The organism is Algibacter sp., from assembly GCF_039977455.1.
Taxonomy (GTDB): Bacteria; Bacteroidota; Bacteroidia; order Flavobacteriales; family Flavobacteriaceae; genus Algibacter_B.
On record NZ_JBDWDG010000022.1, the window covers coordinates 567,342 to 586,348 of the forward strand.

At 33.4% G+C, this 19,007-nt stretch carries 20 protein-coding genes and 1 pseudogene; 5 read left to right on the plus strand and 16 right to left on the minus strand.

Annotation, left to right across the window (positions count from 1 at the left end):
- The first annotated feature begins 2 nt into the window (after positions 1–2).
- From ABJM36_RS11445 to ABJM36_RS11460, 4 genes are all read left to right on the plus strand, one after another.
- The gene (locus tag ABJM36_RS11445; protein ID WP_348451579.1) at positions 3–905 is read left to right on the plus strand and encodes a NifU family protein; all 903 of its coding nucleotides are present in this window, start codon (positions 3–5) and stop codon (positions 903–905) included.
- An 86-nt stretch (positions 906–991) separates the two neighbouring features.
- The gene (locus tag ABJM36_RS11450; RefSeq protein WP_144115155.1) at positions 992–1,192 is read left to right on the plus strand and encodes a dodecin family protein; all 201 of its coding nucleotides are present in this window, start codon (positions 992–994) and stop codon (positions 1,190–1,192) included.
- 127 nt (positions 1,193–1,319) lie between these two features.
- Positions 1,320–1,673, plus strand: a complete 354-nt coding sequence (locus ABJM36_RS11455; protein WP_348451580.1) for a DUF1304 domain-containing protein — start codon at positions 1,320–1,322, stop codon at positions 1,671–1,673.
- Between the two features lie 77 nt (positions 1,674–1,750).
- Positions 1,751–2,566, plus strand: a complete 816-nt coding sequence (locus tag ABJM36_RS11460; RefSeq protein WP_348451581.1) for a mechanosensitive ion channel domain-containing protein — start codon at positions 1,751–1,753, stop codon at positions 2,564–2,566.
- Positions 2,567–2,623: 57 nt separating this feature from the next.
- Here the strand turns inward: ABJM36_RS11460 and tsaB are convergent, their stop codons facing one another.
- From tsaB to cyoE, 14 genes are all read right to left on the minus strand, one after another.
- Entirely contained in the window at positions 2,624–3,301 is a 678-nt protein-coding gene (tsaB, locus tag ABJM36_RS11465; protein WP_348451582.1) for a tRNA (adenosine(37)-N6)-threonylcarbamoyltransferase complex dimerization subunit type 1 TsaB, read from the minus strand.
- Positions 3,302–3,422: 121 nt separating this feature from the next.
- On the minus strand, positions 3,423–4,760 hold the full coding sequence (locus ABJM36_RS11470) for a TolC family protein (RefSeq protein WP_348451583.1): 1,338 nt from the start codon (positions 4,758–4,760) through the stop codon (positions 3,423–3,425).
- Positions 4,747–5,862, minus strand: coding sequence for an efflux RND transporter periplasmic adaptor subunit (locus ABJM36_RS11475; RefSeq protein WP_348451584.1), 1,116 nt, complete (start codon positions 5,860–5,862; stop codon positions 4,747–4,749). Before ABJM36_RS11475 ends, ABJM36_RS11470 begins: the two co-directional genes overlap by 14 nt.
- A 103-nt stretch (positions 5,863–5,965) precedes the next feature.
- Positions 5,966–7,210, minus strand: a complete 1,245-nt coding sequence (locus ABJM36_RS11480) for an ABC transporter permease (protein WP_348451585.1) — start codon at positions 7,208–7,210, stop codon at positions 5,966–5,968.
- The gene (locus ABJM36_RS11485; RefSeq protein ID WP_348451586.1) at positions 7,203–8,432 is read right to left on the minus strand and encodes an ABC transporter permease; all 1,230 of its coding nucleotides are present in this window, start codon (positions 8,430–8,432) and stop codon (positions 7,203–7,205) included. The genes ABJM36_RS11480 and ABJM36_RS11485 overlap by 8 nt, the downstream gene beginning before the upstream one ends.
- Entirely contained in the window at positions 8,425–9,126 is a 702-nt protein-coding gene (locus tag ABJM36_RS11490) for an ABC transporter ATP-binding protein (protein WP_348451587.1), read from the minus strand. Before ABJM36_RS11490 ends, ABJM36_RS11485 begins: the two co-directional genes overlap by 8 nt.
- Before the next feature lie 84 nt (positions 9,127–9,210).
- Positions 9,211–9,432: a hypothetical protein gene (locus ABJM36_RS11495; RefSeq protein ID WP_348451588.1), complete on the minus strand. Its 222-nt coding sequence runs from the start codon at positions 9,430–9,432 to the stop codon at positions 9,211–9,213.
- Between the two features lie 3 nt (positions 9,433–9,435).
- The gene (locus ABJM36_RS11500; protein ID WP_348451589.1) at positions 9,436–9,969 is read right to left on the minus strand and encodes a DUF420 domain-containing protein; all 534 of its coding nucleotides are present in this window, start codon (positions 9,967–9,969) and stop codon (positions 9,436–9,438) included.
- The gene (locus ABJM36_RS11505; protein WP_348451590.1) at positions 9,962–10,702 is read right to left on the minus strand and encodes an SCO family protein; all 741 of its coding nucleotides are present in this window, start codon (positions 10,700–10,702) and stop codon (positions 9,962–9,964) included. Before ABJM36_RS11505 ends, ABJM36_RS11500 begins: the two co-directional genes overlap by 8 nt.
- A 35-nt stretch (positions 10,703–10,737) precedes the next feature.
- A complete protein-coding gene (locus tag ABJM36_RS11510) occupies positions 10,738–11,457 on the minus strand; it encodes a hypothetical protein (RefSeq protein WP_348451591.1) in 720 nt (239 codons plus the stop codon).
- Positions 11,458–11,834: 377 nt separating this feature from the next.
- Positions 11,835–12,215, minus strand: coding sequence for a cytochrome C oxidase subunit IV family protein (locus tag ABJM36_RS11515; protein WP_348451592.1), 381 nt, complete (start codon positions 12,213–12,215; stop codon positions 11,835–11,837).
- 54 nt (positions 12,216–12,269) lie between these two features.
- Positions 12,270–13,262: a cytochrome c oxidase subunit 3 gene (locus ABJM36_RS11520; RefSeq protein WP_348451593.1), complete on the minus strand. Its 993-nt coding sequence runs from the start codon at positions 13,260–13,262 to the stop codon at positions 12,270–12,272.
- Between the two features lie 293 nt (positions 13,263–13,555).
- The gene (locus tag ABJM36_RS11525) at positions 13,556–14,137 is read right to left on the minus strand and encodes a cytochrome c oxidase subunit 3 (RefSeq protein ID WP_348451594.1); all 582 of its coding nucleotides are present in this window, start codon (positions 14,135–14,137) and stop codon (positions 13,556–13,558) included.
- 3 nt (positions 14,138–14,140) lie between these two features.
- Complete coding sequence (gene cyoE / locus ABJM36_RS11530) at positions 14,141–15,034, minus strand: heme o synthase (protein WP_348451595.1); 894 nt, start codon at positions 15,032–15,034, stop codon at positions 14,141–14,143.
- Positions 15,035–15,180: 146 nt separating this feature from the next.
- Between cyoE and ABJM36_RS11535 the strand changes: the two genes are divergently transcribed.
- Positions 15,181–16,047 (plus strand): MBL fold metallo-hydrolase, encoded by an 867-nt coding sequence (locus ABJM36_RS11535; RefSeq protein ID WP_348451596.1) that lies wholly within the window; start codon positions 15,181–15,183, stop codon positions 16,045–16,047.
- A 66-nt stretch (positions 16,048–16,113) separates the two neighbouring features.
- Here the strand turns inward: ABJM36_RS11535 and ABJM36_RS11540 are convergent.
- Together ABJM36_RS11540 and ABJM36_RS11545 are read right to left on the minus strand one after the other, a co-directional pair.
- Positions 16,114–16,644 (minus strand): annotated as a pseudogene (locus tag ABJM36_RS11540) (M24 family metallopeptidase); the annotation flags it as partial.
- Between the two features lie 135 nt (positions 16,645–16,779).
- The gene (locus ABJM36_RS11545) at positions 16,780–18,894 is read right to left on the minus strand and encodes an energy transducer TonB (protein WP_348451597.1); all 2,115 of its coding nucleotides are present in this window, start codon (positions 18,892–18,894) and stop codon (positions 16,780–16,782) included.
- Positions 18,895–19,007 lie beyond the last annotated feature (113 nt).

Here is a 19,007-nt window from a genome sequence, read left to right on the forward strand (position 1 = left end):
AAATGAATACTTTCAAGGTTTCTGTGCAAGAAACATCCAATAATGCTATTGTAAAATTCGAGGTCAATCAATTTATTACAAAACATCAAAGTTTTGAATTTAATAATATTGACGAGGCTAAAAATGCACCATTAGCACAACAATTATTTTACTTACCTTTTGTAAAAAAAGTATATATATCTGGAAATTTTATCGCTGTTGAACGTTATGATATCGTACAATGGAATGATGTTCAAGACGAAGTTAGGGAACAAATCGAATCCTATTTAAACGATGGAGGTGTTGTAGTTGAAGAATCTGCAACCGCAAAAAAGGTAGCCGTAACGGTTTATGCTGAAAGCACCCCTAACCCATCTGTAATGAAGTTTGTTGCCAACAAAAAAATGGTTGCTGCCCTTTTTGAATTTACATCTATAGAGGAAGCCAAACTATCACCATTAGCTACAGAGTTATTTCATTTTCCATTTGTAAAAAGCGTATTTCTTGATGAAAATTATGTTTCTATAACAAAATATGATATTACAGAATGGCAGGATATTACTGTACAACTTCGTGAATTCATTAAGGATTATATTGAAAAAGGAAAAGACATTGTATTACCAGAAGCTGTAGAGAAATTACAAAAATCTACTAAGCAAATTGATAGTCATTTTGATTCTTTAGATGATGTTTCAAAAGAAATTGTAAACATCCTTGAAGAGTATGTTAAACCTGCTGTTGCGAGCGATGGTGGAAACATTCAATTTATTTCCTATGATTCGGCAAACAAAAACGTGAGTGTAATGCTTCAAGGGGCTTGTAGCGGTTGTCCATCTTCAACTTATACCTTAAAAAGCGGTATAGAAAATATGCTTAAAGAAATGTTACCTGGAAAAATTGAAACTGTTGAAGCTATAAACGGCTAACCTACTGTGACTTTTTATTCTTAATAGTGTCAAAAAAGCATAAAACTCTTACCAGGGTTTAAAACTTTAACTAAAAAAATAAAATCATGGCAGTATTAAAGGTAATTGAAATTTTAGCAAATTCTGAAAAAAGCTGGGAAGATGCTACTAAGAAAGCAGTTAAACACGCATCAAAAAGTCTTAAAAACATTCGTTCTGTTTATGTTCAAGACCAAAGTGCTAGTGTAAAAGATGGTGAGGTTTCAGATTTTAGAGTAAACCTTAAAATTACTTTTGAAGTAGAATAATCACCCCATTTCTACACTCAATATATAACATTAAGCGTTCAATATAATTGAACGCTTTTTTATGGTTTATATTCTCTAACTTTGAAGAACAAAACATAATAAAAATAGTCTAATCTTAAATTTAACCATGACACTTATAACCACAATTCTCATAGCTTTTATAGCTGTCCTTCATTTCTATTTTTTAGTTTTAGAAATGTTTATGTGGACCACCCCTAAAACCATAAAAGCATTCGGGTTAAAATCGAAACAATTTGCTGAAGACACAAAAGTATTAGCAGCAAATCAAGGACTCTACAACGGCATTTTAGCAGGTACACTTATATTTTCTATTATAAATCAAGACATAAAGCTTGCCATTTTCTTACTTCTTTGTGTGACTATAGCAGGCATTTATGGGTCGTATTCCACAAAGCAAATAAAACTATTTTATGTACAATCGGTTCCTGCCATTGTCGCCCTAATTTTTTGCTTTTTTTAACATTAATTAAACATTTTAAAACTTAAAAATTAAGGTTTAGTTTTTAAGTTTGCACTTACTTTAACTTTTTAAAAATTATGAATTTAGAAAACATTGACACTGAAAAGTGGTTACAATTAGGATTAGATTATGGCCTGAAAATTATAGGAGCCATACTTATTTGGATTATTGGAGCATGGGTGATAAAAAAAATATTAAAAACCTCAAAAAATTTAATGTCCAAACAAAGCTATGATGAAAGTCTTCAAAAGTTTTTATTAAACCTTCTTGGCTGGGTTTTAAAAATTGTATTAATTGTTGTTGTTCTTGGTACTGTTGGCGTAGAAACCACTTCGTTTGCTGCTATTTTAGCTGCTGCAGGTTTAGCCATTGGCTTAGCCTTACAAGGTTCGCTAGGAAATTTTGCAGGTGGAGTTTTAATAATGATTTTCAAACCCTTTAAAATTGGCGATTTAATAGAAGCTCAAGGTGAAATTGGTGTAGTTAAAGAAATTGAAATCTTTACAACTAAATTAACTGGACTTTCTAATAAAGAAATCATTATTCCTAATGGTTCTTTATCAAACGGAAATATTGTTAATTATACTACTGAAGGTACACGTCGTGTAGATTTAGTTATTGGCGTTGGTTACGATTCTGACATTAAAAAGACTAAAGAAGTATTAATGAATGTATTAACATCGCACCCTAAAGTATTACAAGATCCTGCCCCTTCTGTAAATGTTAAGGAATTGGCAGATAGTTCTATAAACTTTGCGGTTAGACCATGGTGTAATGCTGAAGATTATTGGGCAGTGTACTTCGAAGCTACCGAAAACATAAAAGAAGCTCTTGATGCAGCTGGTATTGAGATCCCTTTCCCACATCGTGTTGAAATTCAAAAACAAGGATAAACACCTTATTTAATAAATTAAAAGCCCCTTCACATTTACAACATGAAGGGGCTTTTTTTATTTAGCTTTAGGTTTTAAGGCCACAAAATCTTTTAAATAATAAGGTTCAAAATAAGCCACATCTTCAAAATTATCTTCTTTATATTTTTTGAAGGCTAAAACACTCATTTCGTTAGCAGAAGGTAATTTATTATCAACAAAAACAGCGTTAGCATGCTCAATTAAGGTTTTGGTTTTTTCAACACCATTACCAATAAAATATACTTTTCCTTCGTCTAAATAGTTATTAAACGAGGTGTCATCAAGTATTTCAGCTTGTGTTTCTCGAATTTGGTTACAATCTGAGTTGTAAATTGCAGAATAAACTTCCATACGTCTCGCATCTAACATAGAAACAATAATACCATCATTCATTTTTACTTGATACGCTAAAGCATCTAAAGTCGGAATAGCAATTAAAGGCTTGTTTAAAGCAAAACAAAGTCCTTTAGCTGCCGAAACGCCAATACGTAATCCCGTATAAGATCCTGGGCCTTTGCTTACCGCTATAGCATCTAAATCGTTTAAGGTTATATTCGCTTCTTTTAAAACAGCATCTATATAGACATGAAGTCGCTCTGCATGCGAATAGCTTTTATCGTTATCTTCTTTTAAAACAATGGTTTTACCATCTTTTGAAAGGGATACGGAACAGTTTGATGTTGCCGTTTCTAGGTTGAGTATAAATACGCTCATATTGCTTCTGTATATTGAGCACAAAATTATCGTTTTATATTCAAATAATGTATTCTTTTTAGGTTTTGATTACAATTAGAAACCTTTAAATTTTTAAAGCACTACATCTTATTTGAGTTTTCTATTCGGTTAAAGATTTACCCATATAAAAATCTAAAACTTTTGTTTTAAAAACAAAATCGTATTTAGCGTTTATTAAAGAGGATTCTGCATTAATTAATTGCACCCTAGCTTGTTCTAAATCGAAAGCAGTCATAACTCCAATATCGTAACGTTCTTTAGAATTACTAAATGCTAAACTTTGAGATTCTAAGGATTTTTTTGCAGCTTCAAAAGCTTTAAATGCAGCTTGGGCATCGGTAAAAGCTCGTTGAATATTAGCCTCTAAATTTAACTTAGCTTGTTCTAAATTAAGTTTACTATTATCTTCTTGAATTTTAGATTTTGCAACTGATGTTTTATTTTGAAATCTTGAAAAAATAGGAATATTTAAATTGAGCCCAAAACTATGTCCTTTATTGTCATTAATTTGATTAAAAAAATCATCTTCTAAATCTGTAAGATTCGTAAATGATGCTCTAGAACTGTAACCATATGAAAAACTTAAACTTGGTAAATATCCGCTTTTTGATATTTCTGTATTTAAAGCTGCGTTTTCAATATTTTTTTCTGCTACTTTTATTTCACTTCTATTTTTTAAGGCATAGTTTAATACTGGATCTATATTGGAATAGAGTAAGGCTTCAGAAGGTGAATCTATATCTATAATTTCAACATTAAAACCATTATAAGACACTTGTAGTAATTGCGACAATGAGAGTAATGCTAAATTAAAACTATTCTCTGCCAAAGTTACTTGTTGCGCATCTCTACTTAATGTGGCTTCAGCATCATAAACATTCGCTTTGGGCTGAACCCCAGCATCAACCAATTCTTGAACCTGATTTAATTGTTTTTTACTAAACTCGTATTGGGCACGTGCCGTTTCTAGAGTTTCTTTATTAAATAATACATTTAAATAGGCATTAACAACATTTAGAGAAATATCGTCTTTTATTCTATTTAATTCTAATTGATTGGTTTCTCTGGTAAGGACAGATTGTTTGTATAAATTTAATGTTCTAAACCCATTAAAAATATTTTGAGATACACTAAACCCTACTCTACTTTGATTAAAAGTTTGATCTACAAAAACACCTGGATCAATTTCTAAACCACCTAAAGTTATATTGTGAGATACACTTGCACTTAAGGATGGTAAAAATTGCCCTTTAGCCGCAATAACATCTTCATTATTTATAAGTAAGGTGTTTTCGCCTTGTTTTACACTAATATTATTTTCAAGTGCATGATTTACACATTCTTGAAGGGTCCATATTTTTTGTTGTCCGAAAGACATAAACGAACCTAATACAAGACTTAAAAACAAGGTGGATAGTTTCATTTTAGGCTTCTTCATCTTCGTTATCTTTTGATGCTTTATTCCAAACTTTAATTTTATCACCTTCTTTAACACCTTCAATAATTTCAACATTAATTCCATCAGAAAGTCCTAATTCCACATCTTTTTTATCAAACTTATTGTCTCCTGTTAAAATCTCCACAAAAGGTTTTTCGGTAATTCTATTGTATTGTAACAAGGCTTCTCTAATTACTAAAACACTATCTCTAGCTTCGATATCAATTTCGGCATTAGCGCTATAACCGGCTCTAATATTTGTTGTAGAATCGATAGTAACATCTGCTTTAATGGTAAATTGCACAGCACCATTTTCCTCAACACCTTTAGGCGCAACAAAGGTTAATTTTGCAGGGAATTCTTTATCTCGAATGGCACCAAGGATAACTTTAATTTCTTTTCCTTCCTGTACTTTTCCAACTTCAGATTCATCTAACTTACCTTCAAAAATCATAAGACTCATGTCGGCAATAGTCGCAATAGTTGTACCTGCGTTAAAATTATTACTTTCAATAACTTGGTCGCCTTCTCTAACTGGTATTTCTAGAATAGTACCTGGTATTTGAGCAATGATATTAGTGTTAGCAGAATTTCCACCAGAAATAGAACCACGCTTTATAATTTGATAATCGTTTTGCGTTTGGTTTAATGACTCTTTAGCCTGATTGAAAGCCAATTGGCTATTTTCAAAATCTTGCTGAGAAATCACACCTTTTTCAAATAAGGTTTTGTTTCTTTCAAAAAGCACTTTTGCATTATCATACGATAGTTTAGCGGTTGAAATTCTACTTTTTGCGCTAACCAAGTTTTGTTCGTTTGGCACCACTCTAATCGTTGCAATAAGGTCTCCTTTTTTAACAATATCGCCTTCCTCTACAAGAACCTTATCCACAATACCCGAAATTTGAGGTTTTAGCTCAATCTCTTCCTCTGGGTTTAACTTACCTGTGGCCACAGCTTTAGTATTTATAGAACTGTAAAAAGGCTCTTCTACCTTATAATCTACCACATCTTTAGAATTGGCATCTTTAAAATACTTTAAAACCCACACTAGTGCTATAATAGCAACTAATATTAAAATAATTTTTACTGTTTTATTCATTTGATTGTTCTTATTGTTTCTATGTTGTTACATGGTTTTTTACATCTTGTTTAATTAAGAAAACCATATTAACCTTATAGAAGGTTTACTTTTTTTAGATTGTTTATTCTTCTCTTAATGCTTCAATTGGTTTTATACTAGTAGCTTTAAAGGCCGGAATTAAACCTATTAAAGTCCCTAGCACAACTAGGATTACTAAAGCTATAAATACTACCGATATGGATACCGAGGCGTTTACAATGGCCGCATCTTCACCTTGCCCAAACAGATGATCCAATAAAATTAAAATCCAACCACCGGTTATAATTCCAAATAGTCCTGCCACTATAGTTAAAAATACAGCCTCGACAACTATTTGTCTTTTAATCTCAAAAGGTGTAGCACCCAAAGCACGTCGAACTCCAATTTCTTTAGTACGTTCTTTAACGGTTATTAAAAGAATATTACCAATAGCAAAAACCCCCGCTATTAAAGTGGCAATACCCACAAACCAAGTTAAAAACTGCATACCCGTTAAAAACCCTGTTATTTTGGCAAACTCACTACCTAAGTTAAAACTACCAAAGGCACGTTGATCCTTAGGATGAATATTATTTAGGTTTTTAAGTAATAATTTAGCGTCTTCTTCAATTTGTAAAATATCATAATCGGGTTTTCCTGTAATCATCATCCAACCAATTTGATCCCCTTGATTGTATATTTGTTGAAAGGTTGTAAACGGAATATGCATATCTGAGGTTGGCCCCATATTGGCATTTCCATTTTCGAACATACCAATCACCATAAAATTGATTTTATTTATCTCGACATATTCTCCAATTGGCATTTCATCTTTCTCAAAAAGTTGTTTATAAGCTTCTTCTGAAATAACCACCACTTTTTTATTGCCGTCAATATCGTTTTGATTAATAAAACGTCCATGAATCAAGTTTTTCTTTTGAACCTGATCCAGTAAAGGATAATCACCATTTATAGAAAATGAACTAGAAAGAAAGTTTCTAACAACGGTAGACTGATTTTGATTTCTAGGAACCAAAAACTCAATACCTTCAACATTATTTTCTACTTTTTTGGCATCGGTTAACGATAAATTAACACGTCTGCCCTCTTGAAACCCTTGAAACGGTTTACTAGTACTTTGTCCCCAAACGAATACACTATTGGTAGCAAAACTTCCGAATAAGCGGTTAAAAGAATTTTCTAAACCTTTAGCAGATCCTAAAAGCCCGATAAGTAATAATATACCCCACCAAACACCTACCATGGTTAAGATAGACCTAAGTTTATTTTTACTAAAGCTATCAAAAACTTCTTGCCAAGTATCTCTATCTAATAAAAATCTAATCATTTCTTAGTGCTACTATGGGTTTAATCTGTGATGCTTTTTTAGCTGGTAAATAGCCTGCAATAGCTCCTGCTATAATTAAGGTTAGTGTTGCTCCAATTACCAAACTATTACTAACACCAGGGTCTTTTATAAAATACTCTACCAAATACGGTTTTACAATTTCCAATACGCCAACCCCCAATAATAACCCAACATATCCGGCTATGGCAGTAATAAAAATAGACTCTATTAAAATTATAGATACTATAGATTTTGGCGATGCTCCTAAAGCTTTGCGAATACCAATTTCTTTGGTACGCTCTTTTACAATAAAAATCATAATATTACTTACACCTACAATACCTGCAATTAGAGTCCCTAGGCCAATTATGAGGATAATAAAAGTTAAACCCACCGTCATTTGGCTAACGGCTTTAGTGCCTTCCGCCATATTACGCACACGAATAGCACGTTGATCGCTTCGTGCCACCGAAAACCTATTCTTCATTTTTTTTGTAAGCAGCGTACTAAAGGCTAAGGCTTGATCGTAATCCATTTCTGGATTATAGGTTAAATTTATCTCATCTATATAATCGTTATTGCCATATAGGTGCTGTGCTGTTGTAACTGGCATGTAAATTTTTCGCTCTTCGTTATCACCACCATCATCTGTAAAAACGCCTACCACTTTAAATTGAATTCCGGCAAGGTTAAGGTATTTACCTAAGGCGGTAGTTTTTAAAAACAAATCTTCTTCAACCAACCTACCAATAACAATACATTTGGTTTTATTAATTAAGTCACTTTGGTTAATATATCGACCGTCTTTAATCAAGGTTTTTTCCAAAAATTGATGATCCGGGTGTACCGCCCGAATATCATATACATTTTGCTCACCTCTAAAAGACGCTTGAAAATTTTTATAAATCCTTGCGGTAATATATTCTACTTTGCCATCAAACTCTTCTTTTATATAATCTAGATCCTCATTTTTAAACTGAATTTGCCGCCCAACTTGTAGGCCTTTGTTGGCTTTAGTTGTTCGCCCTGACCGCACAGTAATAGAGTTATTAGCATCGTCCACAAAAGCTTCTGCAAATGTATTTTGTAATCCATTAGCAATCCCGAAAAGAATAGTAAATAATAAGATAGCAAACGCCACAGTAAAACCAGAGAGCAGACTCCTGGTCCTGTTCATATTAATACTCTGAAATATTTCGCGCCAAAGGTCTAAATCAAACATAATTTTCGGCTCTATCTTGAGTTACCTTAACATCTTCCATAATAACACCATCTTTAAGGCGCACAATACGTTTACACATATTGGCAATATCCTCTTCGTGGGTTACCATTAAAATAGTTTTGCCTTCATCGTTTAATTGCTGAATAAACGCCATAATATCATGAGATGTTTTGGTATCTAAGGCACCTGTTGGCTCATCGGCTAATAATAATTTAGGATTTGCAGCTAAAGCTCTTGCTATAGCAACACGTTGTTTTTGCCCGCCAGAAAGTTCTTTTGGCAAATGTTTAGCCCAATCTGCTAACCCAACTTTACCTAAATGAAACATAGCTTGTTCTTGACGTTCCTTACGCTTTTTACCTTGATAATATAAAGGCAGTGCAACGTTTTCGACAGCATTCTTATAATTTATTAAATTGAAAGACTGAAAAATAAAACCTAAAAACTTATTTCTGTAAACAGCTGCTTTTTTTTCTGTTAGATTTTTAATTGGAAGACCATCCAAAATATATTCGCCAGAATCTGCTTCATCTAGCATGCCAATAATATTTAGTAAGGTTGATTTTCCTGAACCCGAAGAGCCCATAATGGCAACCATTTCACCTTCTTCAACATTTAAATCAATCCCTTTTAAAACATGTAAACTAGAATCTCCTATTGGATAGGATTTATGAAGCTGATGAATTTTTAACATATTTTGATTAAATTAGTTAAGCACTATAACTTAGTTATAAGACTAGCAGCCCAAAGATTTGTTACAAGAAAAATTAAAAAAGTTTTAAATACTTTTTTTTGAATTATATTTCCGGTAAATAAAGTATCCAAGACCCGCCACAAGTATATATGGCACAGCCATTAAATACACAATACCATCGTTTATTCCCTCGGCTGTTGTTTGCCCTGATTCACTTTCTAAAACAGCACGACACATGGCACACTGTGCATTCGTTTTAATAAAAACCAAAAGTAAAAAAAGAACTAATGTAATTTTACGTGTCATGTTTTAAGCGTAATAAGGAGAAATCATAATAAAAACTACAACGCCAGTTATAGCCACATAAAGCCATAAGGGAAAGGTGATTTTAGCTATTTTTTTATGTTTCTCTATGTTGTTTGTAATAGCGCGTACATACGTTATTAATACAAATGGAATAACTATAATGGATAATAATATATGTGTTATTAATATAAAATAATAAAAATATTTAGCACCACCTTGGCCACCAAACTCGGTAGAATCACTAGTCATATGATAAGCAATATACATAAGCAAAAACAAAACCGATAATCCTATGGCTAGTTTCATTAACCTTTCGTGTAGCTTTACTTTTTTCTTTTGGATGGCAATAAAGGCTAACACTAAAACAAAAGCTGTTAGCGCATTAGTACTCGCGTAAATTGGTGGTAAAAAAACAGGAAGTTCTGCATCTATTTTTATTCCGAAAAGGGCAGCTACCGCAATGGGTATCACTACTGAAAGTATGACAATTAGTTTATTATACTTTATATCGTCTAAAGTGTTTTCTGTATTACTCATTTAGCAACTTTTTAATATCTTCTTTTAATGCACTTATTTCTTCTAGCTTACCATCTTCGTCTGTTTTCTCAGATTCTGAGGTTATACCATTATAATAAATTATTGGATTTCCTTGCATTTCTCTGCTACGTACAAATCCGTTTTTATCAATTAAAGCAAAATTACCAGAGTGCTCAAAACCTCCTTGAACATCTGGGTTTTCGGCAGTATAAATGTAAAAGCCTTTGTTTGCAAGCTCGTAAATAGCATCTTTACTACCCGTCATTAAATGCCAATTTAGATTGGTAATGCCATACTTTTCGGCATAGGCTTTTAACACATCGGGGGTGTCATGTTCCGGATTAATAGTAAAGGAGGCGACACCAAAATCTTCAAAACCTTCAAATTCATTTTGAATTTGAATCAAGTTACTATTCATCCTAGGGCAAATGGTAGGACATGTTGTAAAAAAGAACTCTATAACATACACTTTACCTTCAAAATCTTTATTGGTAATTGTTTTTCCGTACTGGTTTGTAAACGAAAAATCGGGCACTTTACGGTTTACACCATTGTTTTGTATAAACACTAAATCAGATTTTTTTTCGGCCACTTCTTTAGGCTGATCGCTTCTGCTTTCTTGTCTTGATATATCGCCATTAGTAATTCTATCAACTATTCTAGGAATAAAAATAATTCCGAAAATAAGAATTGTAAAAGCTATACCTATGTATGAATAATTCGTTTTTTTCATTTTCAACTTTTTGACATTCCCTTAAAACGAGAATCTTATTTTTTATTTTCCACGCTTATATCTTCAGTTCGTGAAGAACTAGGATCGAATTCACCTTTTCGTTTTTGCCTGTATTCGGTAAAAAGAATGCGCAAATCGTCGCTCATTTTATTTTTAATTTCGGCTACTTCAATACAATTGTAACCATTAAGCCCGTAAACTGGTTTGTTTTTTTCCAATTCGTTATCGGTTCTATCATCCAATCGCCCACGTTGTTTTAAATCTTTATCGACTACAAAAACTTGATTGGTGCCTAAATTATTGGATAGATTGCCTTTAGTTTTCAAACTAAAATACACGCGTTTTATATCGGCAGGCTCCCCATAAACAAAGTGCCAAAATTTTAAATCTTGATACGAACTAATTTCGGCTTTTAAAACTTTAGCGGCCTTTTCGCTACCTTTTGGCATAAGCACAACCACTTGAAAACGTTTAAACCCCTTAAATTTATCGTAAACTAGCTCCTTTAAATTTAAGGCTATTGTGCTGCTCTTTTCCGGATTGTCTCCCAAAAATCCGAGTACAGTAATATGATCTTTTAATAGAATTGGATCCTCCGTTTCAGATGAAAAACCTTCAATATCTAAAACCGATTCGTTTACAATATCTAACGGCGTATAGTTATGCGTAGCTGGATATAAAAACAGTAAAAAAGTTACAGGAAGAAAGAATAATATTCCTAAAACTACATAGCGACTTACCTTTTTATAATCCATTAAAAACCAGAATTTATGTTGTTTTTATTTGATTTGCAAAAATAAAAAAAGCAGAGGTAATAACCGCTTTTATTCCATTATTTAACTTAGTATTACGACAACATTGGCAGTTAGGCGCGTTAGGGAATGTAAACAGCAAACCTTTAAAAACCATATAAAACAAAAAATATAACTACCTAAAAACAAACAGATTGATACGTAACCCCTTCTAGCAATAACCTTTTAAAAAGATACAGTCCTTCGTCTACGATCACAATAAATTCCATGCCCTAACCTTGGCCCTGAAACGAATTAAGGATATAGGCTAGACCCTTAATCTTTTTACTGCAAAAAAAATCCCGCCAATTGGCAGGATTCATTTTTATGTGTTGTTGCGATTAAAAATCGCGCTTAATATATCCGTTGTCATAAACCTCAAATACGTAACCACCTTCTTGTAATAAGATGAAGATTAGGTAAAGGATTAAAAATATAGCCGTCCAAACCACAGCACGTCTTAATCCGCTAGTTTCGTCGCGCATGTGCATAAAATCCCAGGTAATATAATAGGCTTTTACGATGGTAAGTATAATGAATATCCAGTTTAATATTTTCATTCCTAATACGTGTGCCATTGACCATTCTGGTTTAACAATACCTAAAGCAACCTCTACTGTTGTTACTATTGAAAGGAATAATAATACACCCCAAATTTTTTGAGTGTTAGACTTAAATTTCCAAAGTCCTCTAAATATTTCTAATTTATGTTCTTGTGCCATTTTTGCTTTGATTTAAAAGATTTCCTTCTTCAAGGAAATGAAAAAAATTATTTATTAAACTAGGTAGAAGAATGTGAATACAAATACCCAAACTAAATCTACAAAGTGCCAGTAAAGACCAACTTTTTCTACCATTTCGTAGCTTCCTCGTCTTTCGTAAGTTCCTAGTACAACATTAAAGAAAATAATAATGTTAATTATTACACCAGAGAATACGTGAAACCCGTGAAATCCTGTAATAAAGAAAAAGAAATCTGCAAAAAGCGGCGAACCATATTCGTTAACTTGAAGGTTAGCACCCTCAACGTATAACTTACCGTTTTTCATTATTTGATTTATAGACTCTTCTCTAGACAACACTGTTTTTTCACCGTGCTCGTTAATAATTTGAGTACGTACTAAAACATCTTTATTGGCTTGTAAACCGTGTATAACCTCGTCCATAGTATAAGCAGGTAATGCGCCTTCACTAGCAAACCAAACACCATTTCTGTTTTCGTGTTGTGTTCTATCTTGGTGTGCTGCAGTTACAGCAAAATCCCTAACAGCTACACGTTTAAAAACTTGCTCGCCATCTTTATCCACATAATGTCCAAACTGTAAAATGTTACCACCTTTAGTTTGTACAGCACCATAATCACCATTAATAAATGTGTTCCATTCCCAAGCTTGAGAACCCACAAATATTAAACCAAACACAATGGTTAAAAACATGTAAATAGTGACTTTGCTTTTATTTAAATGGTGACCAGCATCAACAGCTAATACCATAGTTACAGACGATATAATTAATATAAACGTCATAAAAGCTACGTAATACATTGGGGCATCTACACCGTGTAAAAACGGAAAGTGCGTAAACACCTCATCTGCAATTGGCCATGCATCAATAAATTTAAATCTTGAAAATCCGTAGGCTGCTAAAAACCCAGAGAATGTTAAGGCATCCGATACGATGAAAAACCACATCATCATTTTACCGTAACTTACTTTAAGTGGAGCGTTTCCGCCTTCCCAAGTTTTGCCTTCTGCTACTGCTGTACTCATATATAATGGTTGTTATTTATAAAGTTGGACAAAAATAATCATTTTATTCATCTAATAAAACATCACGCTTTAAAAATTAATCACTTAAAATTAATCATTGCTAAAAATAGTTTTGGCGTTCCTTTTTGTTATCACATTCACGGTTTTAAAAACCTACTAGGAACACAAAAAGTTGGGCTTTCGGCAGTCGCTTCCTCCTACGTCGGCGAGCTTCAACAAAGCCTCAATCTCTAACGCGACTATCCGTTAAAACCTTTATAACACAACTAATTAAAGACCTTCCCTTAACTCAATTACCTTACAAAGTATAAAAATAAAAATAGGTAAACCCACAAAATATCTATAAAATGCCAAAAAGTTCCTGCTAACTCTAGGCCCAACATATTATCTTTAGCATACTTTTGTTTAAAATGATTATAAATTACAACCAACAAACAAATTAATCCTACCACCACGTGCAAAATATGCACAATAGCAATTAAATAAATGTAAGACATGGTTATATTACTAGTTGGTCCGGTAAAATTATACCCTAAATCTATAATCTGTCTGAATCCAGAAAACTGATTATAAATAAAAACACACCCTAAAACTAATGTAGCCACCAACCAAAGCATGGTTGCTTTATGGTTAGCACTTTTTAAAGCACGTTTTGCCAAAATAAAAGTCACACTACTTATTAGTATGACAACCGTACTAATTATAAAAGCATTAGGTAAAACAAATTCTTTTAACCAATCTGGTCTTGAACTACTCACAACAAAAGCACTTGTCCAGCCTGCAAAAGACATAATAAGCGAAATAATACCAAACCAAAGCATCATTTTTTTGGCTCTACTATTTTTTTCTTCGTGTGTTCCTTGAGTTAAATCCATAATTTATCTAATAAATTTATCTACCACATAAATAATTTGTACCAGTGTAATATAAGATACACTTACTAGCATTAATTGTTTAGCGGCTTTTTCGGTCATTTTTTTAAATAAGCCAATGGCGTAATACAGCATCCATAACCCTGCTAGTAATACTAATACCATAGCTATAATAGACAGTTGTAATCTACCCGTAAACCCAAACACAGGCACGATAGATATTAATATAGTCCAAATAGTGTACATAATACATTGCACAGCAGTCCCTTTATCTTGTTTTCCTGTTGGAAGCATAAAAAAGCCTCCTTTTTTATAATCATCATATAAAAACCAGCCAATAGCCCAAAAGTGAGGAAATTGCCAAAAAAACTGTAAAGCGAATAAGGTTCCTGGTTCAATACCAAAATCGTCGGTTGCTGCTACCCACCCTAACATAAACGGGATAGCTCCCGGTATGGCACCAACAAACACCGCAATAGGTGTTTTTGTTTTTAACGGCGTATACACACAGGTATATAGAAAAATAGATATGGCACCAAACATAGCCGTTTGCTTATTTATGGTGTATAAAATACCTACACCTAAAATGGTGAAAATGGTTGCAATTATAAACGCAGTGTTTACCGACATACGGCCTGCAGGAATCGGTCTGTTTTTAGTCCGATCCATTAAAACATCCAAATCTTTTTCAATAATTTGATTAAATGCGTTTGATGCACCCACCATAAAATACCCACCAAAAGCTAGTAAGGTTAAGGTTTTAAAATCGACCGTTTCTACACCAAGTAAATAACCCGCAAGCGACGAAAACACCACACTTAATGCTAATCGCATTTTTGTGATTTCTTTAAAATCTGATAGTACAGAAGGCTTTGCTATTGTAGTTTTCGATTTGCTCAATGGTCTATATCCTTGACGGCTTTAATATTGCGAGTGCAAAGATACTCTATAAAAGCAATTTCACCAATGGTTTTTAATGGTAAATTAAAACATTCAATTCTCACTTAAAAAATTGTATTTTTAGTAATAAAAAAAACAGCTTAGAAATGAAATTTATAAAATCAATTATTAGCATCGCCTTATTTAGTATCGCCTTTATAGGGTATGCACAAAAAAAGGAGGTTACCATTACCACACACCAACTTACCAGTAACATTTATATGCTTGAAGGTCAAGGTGGAAATATTGGAATTTCTATTGGCGACGATGGCGTTTTAATGATCGATAGCCAATTTGCCCCCTTAACACCCAAAATTTTAGCGGCCATAAAAACACTAAGCGACAAACCTATTGCCTATTTAGCTAATACGCACCACCATGGCGACCATACCGGTGGAAACGAAAATATTGCAAAACTACAAACCCCTATTATTGCTCACGATAATGTGTATAAACGCATAAAAGACAACCCAAAACAAAACGATGCGTCGTTGCCTGTTATAACCTTTAACGATAAACTAAGTTTATACATAAACGGCGAACAGGTGCTTATTTTTCATGTAGATAACGCGCATACCAATGGCGACGCTATGCTGTATTTTACAAAAAGTAACGTGTTACATACAGGAGATACGTTTTTTAACGCGCGCTATCCTTACATCGATTTAAATTCTGGCGGATCTATTAATGGCTATATCAACGCTGTAAAAAGTGCTTTAATTTTAATTGACGACGATACTAAAATTATTCCTGGGCACGGTAACTTATCTAACAAAGCCGAATACACCACCTTTTTAAATATGATGGAAACTTTAAAAAGCACCATTGAAACCGAAATTAGCCAAGGGAAAACCGAAGATAAAGTGGCGGCAAACAGCGCACTTACCAAAACCTACGACGACCTTGATTATGGCTGCTGTTTTATTTCTTCCGAAAAAATTAGACGCACGTTTTATAAGGGACTAAAGGAGTAGTTTTGCCTTTTAGCAGGGGAATTATTTGTTTTTTATTTGATTTGCACACGTGTTGTCGCAAGATATTTAATTCGAAATTTCATTCGATTCTGTTAAAATAACAGGATATTTATCGGTTACAAGTATTGTTTGTTCGTGTTGCGTTACATATCCTCCTTTATTGCCAACTAAAGTCCAACCGTCATTCAATTCTACAGCAACAGTTGAATTTGTTGAAATAAAAGTTTCTATTGCTACTGTTGTATTTTTTTTGAATCTTTCCCTGTTACTTTTAACCCTGTAGTTTAAAATATTTTCGGGCGCTTCGTGTAAACTTCTACCAACTCCGTGACTAGCCAAGTTTTTAATAACTTTAAATCCTGATTTTTTTGCTTCAGTTTCAATTAAATATCCAATTTCAGAAATTTTCACGCCGCCTTTTATATTGTTTATAGCTTTACTTAAAATGTTTTTAGAAGCATCTACAAGAGGTTGGTGATTATGAATGTCCTTTCCGAGAACAAAAGAGCCACCATTGTCAGACCAAAATCCATTAAGTTCCGCAGAAACATCAATATTAATTAAATCTCCTTCTTTCAATATTTTGTTATTTGATGGACAGTTAGTTTTTTTGTAGTTGTCACCTCGTAAATATAAATAAATTTTCTTACAAAAACCCCCAATAGAACCTATTGGGGTTTATAATTATTTTGAAACTTATAAATATGAGATTCCCGCCTGCGGGGGCCTATATTAGTTATCGAAATACCAATTAAACAAATCGGTTCTAACTCCAAAATTAAACCAAACCGTATTATTTTTAAAAGTATCGGCAGTTGTGGCTTCTGGGTTAAAATTTCTAACGGTTATATCGGTAAACACTTTGAGGTTTGTTGCAGGGTTTAAGACATAACCTGCTTGTATATTACCGTTAAAGGTTGTTGTTTTTATACCTTGACCAACTTCCACTCCGGTATCAAAAGGGCGGTCGTTGTAATTTCTATAGATATCGCCACCGTAACTAAAATTGTCCGTACCATCATTAAAATCTAACCCGCGTGTTCCAAAAATTAATTTAGCATCGCCAAACCAACGGTTGTAACGGTAACGTCCAATTATAACGGCCTCACTAAAGTTAGCGCCCCATAAATGCGCCATAGGTTGGTTGTTGTGCGCATAGTTTAACACCACCGTATTATGCGAATAGGTATAAGGACGCACACGGTTATATTCAAACTGAAGCAATAAATTATCAACTTTAAACGCGTTATAATATTTAACACCTAATTGGTAGCCAAACTTATTTTTCCAGCTTTTCTCTCCTGCTTTTACATCGCCCAAAGAGAACTCGTCTAAAATAAACTGACTATAAATATTGACATTATCATTCCATTTATATTTTGCTGTTGCTCCCATTAGCGCATTTCCGGCGCCTTGTCCGGTTTCAAACTCTATGGCTCTGTAAAATATAATAGGATTTAGGTAATTTACATCAAAACCCCGATCGTTGGAGTTTGTCCATAAAACCGATTCAAACAATCCTATATTTAAACGTTTACTAGCATTCCAACTTAAATAATGGTTAGCAATATATTTGGTTAAAAAGGCGCTATCGACTTCAACAGCGTCTCTAACATCTTTTAACCACATCCAAGTATTGGTATATTTAATTTTCCAAAACTTGGTGTTTAGTTTTAAAAACGGATGCGGACTCGCCACATCACTTAGTAATAACGATCGATACCCATCTCCTATAAAGTTTTTACCATGCCCAAATTGTACATTTATGAACTTAGCAGGCGCATAAGACAAATAAGCTTCAGCCACCGGATAATCATAAGAATCCGTTTTAAAGCGTTTCGCAATACCGCGCCCAGGAATTATGGCTGGATCTGGACCATAAGCTTTTAAACTTTCGGCATATCGATTTACATAATCTGCAAAGCGTCCCTGGCTTTCAAACACCGAAGCATAGAAATTTAATTTCTTTCCTAATCCACCTTGAATTAAAACCCCTCTGGTATTATTGTATGTTGATCCAGCATCTAAATTTGAATCTGCTCCTACTTGTAAATCTAAAATAGGATCGACAGTAAACCAATAATCGTCACTTTGTAATTGCACTAAATGTTCGTTCCAAAACTTTTTACCCAACCAAGTTTCAGTGTCTTTCTGCAGTTGTTTTTGTTCAGCTTCAAAATCGAAATATTTAGATACCTCTTCGTAAACAAATGGTTTTGATGCGGTATGGCTATTTGTACCAACCATATTCATTTGCCTATCAAAACGTGCATAATCACTATGAGTAAACTGAATATTTAATTGACTTTTAAACGCTTGGTTTTCAAAATCTTTTAATTCTTTATTTACATTATCGTATTCCTTTTTAGCCGCTACCTCTAATGGGTTAACCGCTTTTGTAACATTAGCATTAGTTATAGTGGTTGTACCGACAGCCTCAGCCGGATTTACTAAAGGTATTTTTATGGGTAGCGAATATTGCTTAAAGGTACTTTTCCCGTTGTAGGTAGCAGGTTGTATTTTAGGAAACGCATTAAAAACACGCTGTGCCTCTTCCTTTAACTCACCATACATAGCATCTATGTATACTATTTGAAACTGGCCCGTTGTATCCACCTCAAAAATAACAACCACCTCCCCTTTATAACCAGCTTCTGTAAGTTTTGCTGGTACTTTAAAGTTATTATAAATTTCGTTATATACCTGGGTGTTAAAACAAGTTTGCAAGTTGGTAATAGCGACGTCCTCGCAATTAGAAAATACCGGTGGCTTTTCAAGAGAAAAAACATCTTGAGCATAAAAATTATATTGAACTAAAAGTAGGACTAGTACAATGAATTGCTTCATGTTTAAGAATTAAGAGTTAATTTAAACTAATTAGTGCCGAAAGATACTATATTTTTAGTTTCTAGTCTTATTTAAACCCCGATAAGTACTTCTAAAAATAGGAGTTACACTAT

Excerpts from the sequence above, each read along its gene's own strand:
- ABJM36_RS11445 (WP_348451579.1), top strand. The coding sequence starts at position 3 with ATGAATACTTTCAAGGTTTCTGTGCAAGAAACATCCAATAATGCTATT.
- ABJM36_RS11450 (WP_144115155.1), top strand. The coding sequence starts at position 992 with ATGGCAGTATTAAAGGTAATTGAAATTTTAGCAAATTCTGAAAAAAGC.
- ABJM36_RS11455 (WP_348451580.1), top strand. The coding sequence starts at position 1,320 with ATGACACTTATAACCACAATTCTCATAGCTTTTATAGCTGTCCTTCAT.
- ABJM36_RS11460 (WP_348451581.1), top strand. The coding sequence starts at position 1,751 with ATGAATTTAGAAAACATTGACACTGAAAAGTGGTTACAATTAGGATTA.
- tsaB (WP_348451582.1), bottom strand. The coding sequence starts at position 3,301 with ATGAGCGTATTTATACTCAACCTAGAAACGGCAACATCAAACTGTTCC.
- ABJM36_RS11470 (WP_348451583.1), bottom strand. The coding sequence starts at position 4,760 with ATGAAGAAGCCTAAAATGAAACTATCCACCTTGTTTTTAAGTCTTGTA.
- ABJM36_RS11475 (WP_348451584.1), bottom strand. The coding sequence starts at position 5,862 with ATGAATAAAACAGTAAAAATTATTTTAATATTAGTTGCTATTATAGCA.
- ABJM36_RS11480 (WP_348451585.1), bottom strand. The coding sequence starts at position 7,210 with ATGATTAGATTTTTATTAGATAGAGATACTTGGCAAGAAGTTTTTGAT.
- ABJM36_RS11485 (WP_348451586.1), bottom strand. The coding sequence starts at position 8,432 with ATGTTTGATTTAGACCTTTGGCGCGAAATATTTCAGAGTATTAATATG.
- ABJM36_RS11490 (WP_348451587.1), bottom strand. The coding sequence starts at position 9,126 with ATGTTAAAAATTCATCAGCTTCATAAATCCTATCCAATAGGAGATTCT.
- ABJM36_RS11495 (WP_348451588.1), bottom strand. The coding sequence starts at position 9,432 with ATGACACGTAAAATTACATTAGTTCTTTTTTTACTTTTGGTTTTTATT.
- ABJM36_RS11500 (WP_348451589.1), bottom strand. The coding sequence starts at position 9,969 with ATGAGTAATACAGAAAACACTTTAGACGATATAAAGTATAATAAACTA.
- ABJM36_RS11505 (WP_348451590.1), bottom strand. The coding sequence starts at position 10,702 with ATGAAAAAAACGAATTATTCATACATAGGTATAGCTTTTACAATTCTT.
- ABJM36_RS11510 (WP_348451591.1), bottom strand. The coding sequence starts at position 11,457 with ATGGATTATAAAAAGGTAAGTCGCTATGTAGTTTTAGGAATATTATTC.
- ABJM36_RS11515 (WP_348451592.1), bottom strand. The coding sequence starts at position 12,215 with ATGGCACAAGAACATAAATTAGAAATATTTAGAGGACTTTGGAAATTT.
- ABJM36_RS11520 (WP_348451593.1), bottom strand. The coding sequence starts at position 13,262 with ATGAGTACAGCAGTAGCAGAAGGCAAAACTTGGGAAGGCGGAAACGCT.
- ABJM36_RS11525 (WP_348451594.1), bottom strand. The coding sequence starts at position 14,137 with ATGGATTTAACTCAAGGAACACACGAAGAAAAAAATAGTAGAGCCAAA.
- ABJM36_RS11535 (WP_348451596.1), top strand. The coding sequence starts at position 15,181 with ATGAAATTTATAAAATCAATTATTAGCATCGCCTTATTTAGTATCGCC.
- ABJM36_RS11545 (WP_348451597.1), bottom strand. The coding sequence starts at position 18,894 with ATGAAGCAATTCATTGTACTAGTCCTACTTTTAGTTCAATATAATTTT.